General features: G+C 37.9%; 6 protein-coding genes and 1 tRNA gene. All 7 read left to right on the top strand.

Annotated features, from left to right (window positions below):
* A partial coding sequence (gene tuf, locus ACY65O_RS00500) for an elongation factor Tu (protein ID WP_462218885.1) occupies positions 1–1,093 on the top strand: 1,093 nt, incomplete at its 5' end.
* A gap of 150 nt (positions 1,094–1,243) precedes the next feature.
* Positions 1,244–1,315, top strand: a tRNA-Trp gene (locus ACY65O_RS00495).
* A gap of 64 nt (positions 1,316–1,379) precedes the next feature.
* A complete protein-coding gene (gene secE / locus ACY65O_RS00490; protein ID WP_462218884.1) occupies positions 1,380–1,571 on the top strand; it encodes a preprotein translocase subunit SecE in 192 nt (63 codons plus the stop codon).
* A 6-nt stretch (positions 1,572–1,577) separates the two neighbouring features.
* The gene (gene nusG / locus ACY65O_RS00485) at positions 1,578–2,183 is read left to right on the top strand and encodes a transcription termination/antitermination protein NusG (RefSeq protein WP_462218883.1); all 606 of its coding nucleotides are present in this window, start codon (positions 1,578–1,580) and stop codon (positions 2,181–2,183) included.
* A 51-nt stretch (positions 2,184–2,234) separates the two neighbouring features.
* Positions 2,235–2,702: a DUF4920 domain-containing protein gene (locus ACY65O_RS00480; protein WP_462218882.1), complete on the top strand. Its 468-nt coding sequence runs from the start codon at positions 2,235–2,237 to the stop codon at positions 2,700–2,702.
* Positions 2,703–2,975: 273 nt separating this feature from the next.
* Entirely contained in the window at positions 2,976–3,419 is a 444-nt protein-coding gene (gene rplK / locus ACY65O_RS00475; RefSeq protein ID WP_462218881.1) for a 50S ribosomal protein L11, read from the top strand.
* 24 nt (positions 3,420–3,443) lie between these two features.
* Positions 3,444–4,114, top strand: a 671-nt coding sequence (gene rplA, locus ACY65O_RS00470) for a 50S ribosomal protein L1 (RefSeq protein WP_462218880.1), incomplete at its 3' end; no start/stop codon positions are given.

Here is a 4,114-nt window from a genome sequence, read left to right as displayed (position 1 = left end):
AACCGATGTTTTGTCAAAAAGAGGTTTAGCGGAGAAAAAAAATTACGATGATATTGATGGTGCTCCTGAAGAAAAAGAAAGGGGTATTACAATTAATACAGCTCACGTTGAGTATGCTACCGACACCCGTCACTATGCTCACGTAGATTGTCCGGGTCACGCCGATTATGTAAAGAACATGATCACTGGTGCTGCTCAAATGGATGGTGGTATCCTTGTAGTTGCGGCTACTGATGGACCCATGCCACAAACTAAAGAGCATATCTTGTTGGCTCGCCAGGTAGGTGTACCTCAATTAGTTGTTTTTATGAACAAAGTTGATTTGGTAGATGATCCTGAATTATTAGAATTAGTTGAAATGGAAATTCGTGAGTTGTTAACTTCTTACGGTTTTGATGGTGATAATACACCTATTATCCAGGGTTCTGCTACTGGCGCATTAGCCGGCGAAGAAAAGTGGGTTGCAAAGATCAATGAGTTAATGGACGCAGTAGATAGCTATATTCCAATTCCTCCACGTTTAGTTGATTTACCTTTCTTAATGAGTGTGGAAGATGTATTCTCTATCACTGGCCGTGGTACTGTTGCTACTGGTCGTATCGAAAGAGGTCGTATTAAAGTGGGTGAAGCAATGGAAGTAGTTGGTTTAATGGAAAAACCATTATCTACAACTTGTACTGGTGTGGAAATGTTTAAAAAATTATTAGACGAAGGTGAAGCTGGTGATAACGCAGGTCTTTTATTACGTGGTATTGAAAAAACCCAGATCCGTCGTGGTATGGTATTGTGCAAACCAGGTTCTATAACTCCGCATACCGAATTTAAAGGGGAAGTTTATGTATTAAGCAAAGAAGAAGGCGGACGTCATACTCCATTCTTCAACAAATACCGTCCTCAGTTTTATTTCCGTACTACGGATGTAACTGGTGAAGTTACTTTGAATGCAGGAACAGAAATGGTTATGCCTGGTGATAATACATCTTTAAATGTGGTGTTAATTCAACCAATCGCAATGGAAAAAGGTTTGAAATTTGCGATTCGTGAAGGTGGCCGTACAGTAGGTGCTGGTCAGGTAACTGAAATTGTAAAATAAAAAGACTTTAAGTTCTCTTTAGAGAATTTAGAAAGTTTATAAATTAATAACAAAGTACCTTTGGTTTTAACCTTGGGTACTTTGTTCTTTAAAAAGTTCTTTAAAAAATTACAAATTTTCTCCTTGTCCCCCTTTAGGGGATAGGGGCATGCGGGCATGGTGCAACGGCTAGCATACGGGTCTCCAACACCCTTGATCTGGGTTCGAATCCTAGTGCCCGTGCAAAAAGATGCTAATCCTTATTATGGGATTAGCATCTTAAATTTTAATTAAATAAAAGTTTAAAATGAGCAAATTAACAACCTACATCAGTGATTCTTACAAAGAATTATTGCATAAAGTAACCTGGCCTTCGTGGGATCAGTTGCAGCAATCTACCATGATTGTTTTAGGCGCTACGCTGGTAATAACAGCAATGGTTTGGGTAATGGATGTTGCCGCTAACAGTACACTGAAATTTATTTACTCTTTATTTTAATTGATTATGGAAGAAACAACACCAATTGTAGAAAAAGCAGAGAAAGCAGAAAAAGAAAGTAAATGGTATGTGCTTCGTGTAGTTAGTGGTAAAGAACGCAAAGTAAAGGAATACCTTGATAAAGACGTTATCCGTAACGGATGGGGTAATATAGTAAAACAGATTTTTTTACCGGTAGAAAAAGTATACAAAGTTGCCAATGGTAAAAAAGTAATGAGGGAAAGAAACTTCTACCCCGGTTATATTATGATTGAAGTTGCGGATGGTAAATTGCACGATGACATGATTCAGTCTATGAGCAATGTAAGCAACGTTATGCATTTTTTAACTGATGGTAAAGGAAGCAAGGGCAATATTATTTCTTTGCGTAAAGCAGAAGTAAATAAAATGCTGGGTAAGGTAGATGAGATGAGTGATGTAGGCGGTGTAACCATGAGCGAACCATTTATTATTGGCGAAACCGTAAAAATAATCGACGGGCCTTTCAACGATTTTAACGGGGTAATTGAAGAAGTAAACGACGAAAAGAAAAAAATAAAAGTGCAGGTAAAAATATTCGGCCGTGCCACACCGGTAGAGCTAAGCTACATGCAGGTAGAAAAATTAACCTAAAGTATTTAAGCCACAGTTTGTGGCTTTTTTTATAACATCAAAATATAGTGTATGAAAAAATTATTATTCTTACTTACAATTGTAATGAGCAGTATTTCTTTAATGGCGCAACCTCCTAAAGGCCCTGCAAAAAAAGGAATGACCTTTGGTATTAAAACAACTGCTGAGGGCGCTGTTGCAGCAAATGAATTAACTAATGTAATGGCTGAAAAAACAACAGCCGATGTAAAAGTAAAAGGGACCGTTACAGAAGTTTGCAAAGCTGAAGGTTGCTGGATACGCATGCAAACCGCCAGCGGTACTATGCTTATAAAAATGAAAGACCACAGTTTTACAGTGCCCCTGGCATTAAATGGTAAAACTATTGTTGCCGATGGTATTGCCGAATTAAAAGAAACTTCTGTAGAAATGCTGAAGCACTATGCCGAAGATGCTGGAAAAAGCAAAACAGAAATTGAATCGATAACAGCTCCTAAAAAAGAAATTGTTTTGCAGGCTAAGGGTATATTGGTGCTGTAAGCAATAATTAATTGGTTTAAATCCCCGCCGCAAGTGGGGATTTTGTTTTTGGAAACATATTTGATGATTAAGGTATTGCATTGTCTGCACAACTGTTTTAATAGAACCCAAACTAAACTGCTATTGAATTTCTTTAAAAAAACTCCAATCTCCACTCAAAAATCTAAAATAAATACCTACCTTCGCCGTCCCAAAATAGTTCTTAAAGGAAATATTATTGAATTGGGAGTCTTGCCTCAGGCTAGACGCTATCACCAAAAAAATTAAAAAACAATGGCAAAAGAAATCACTGGCTATGTTAAACTCCAATGCAAAGGAGGACAAGCCAATCCTGCACCTCCAATTGGGCCTGCTCTGGGTTCTAAGGGAGTAAACATCATGGAGTTCTGTAAGCAATTTAATGCACGGACCCAGGATAAACCCGGTAAAGTACTTCCCGTATTAATTACCGTTTATGCTGATAAATCATTCGAATTTATCATTAAAACTCCACCGGCACCTGTACAATTACTGGAAGCTGCAAAACTGCAAAGCGGCAGTAAAGAACCCAACCGTAATAAAGTAGGTAAAGTTACTTGGGCACAGGTAGAAGAGATTGCAAAAGATAAAATGGCCGATCTTAACGCCTTTACTTTAAACAGCGCCATGAGCATGATTGCCGGCACTGCACGCAGTATGGGATTAACTGTTGACGGAAAAGCCCCCTGGGAAAATTAATTATCAACCAAAAATTTGTAAAAAATGATTACGAAAAAAAGAAAAGTAGCAAATACTAAGGTTGATATTAATAAAGCTTATTCCCTTAAGGAAGCGTCAACTTTAGTAAAAGAAATTAACACCACAAAATTTGATAGTTCTGTTGATTTACACATTAAATTAGGTGTAGATCCTAAAAAAGCAGACCAGGCCATTCGTGGTACGGTATCATTACCACACGGTACTGGTAAAACAAAAAAAGTATTGGTTTTATGTACACCCGATAAAGTAGCCGAAGCAACAGCTGCCGGTGCTGATTATGTTGGGCTGGAAGAATTTATTACCAAAATAGAAGGTGGCTGGACGGATATTGATGTTATTGTAGCCACTCCATCTGTAATGCCTAAAATTGGTAAACTGGTTAAATTATTAGGGCCACGTAACTTGATGCCTATTCCTAAAACAGGTACTGTAACCAATGATGTAACCGGTGCTATCAACGATTTAAAAGGTGGTAAAATTGCATTTAAGGTAGATAAAGTGGGTATCATCCATGCATCTATCGGACGTGTAAGTTTTGCCTCTGATAAAATTGCAGAAAACAGCCAGGAATTAATTAATGCCATCATGAAATTAAAACCTTCATCATCAAAAGGTACTTATTTAAAAGGCGTTAGCATGGCAAGTACTATGAGCCCCGGCATTGCGATCGACAC

Source organism: Ferruginibacter sp., assembly GCF_031430955.1.
In the GTDB taxonomy this organism is placed as follows: Bacteria; Bacteroidota; Bacteroidia; order Chitinophagales; family Chitinophagaceae; genus Ferruginibacter.
Note: the sequence above shows the minus strand (reverse complement) of the source record. Positions and strands in the feature narration are given on the sequence as shown.

Excerpts from the sequence above, each read along its gene's own strand:
- secE (WP_462218884.1), top strand. The coding sequence starts at position 1,380 with ATGAGCAAATTAACAACCTACATCAGTGATTCTTACAAAGAATTATTG.
- nusG (WP_462218883.1), top strand. The coding sequence starts at position 1,578 with ATGGAAGAAACAACACCAATTGTAGAAAAAGCAGAGAAAGCAGAAAAA.
- ACY65O_RS00480 (WP_462218882.1), top strand. The coding sequence starts at position 2,235 with ATGAAAAAATTATTATTCTTACTTACAATTGTAATGAGCAGTATTTCT.
- rplK (WP_462218881.1), top strand. The coding sequence starts at position 2,976 with ATGGCAAAAGAAATCACTGGCTATGTTAAACTCCAATGCAAAGGAGGA.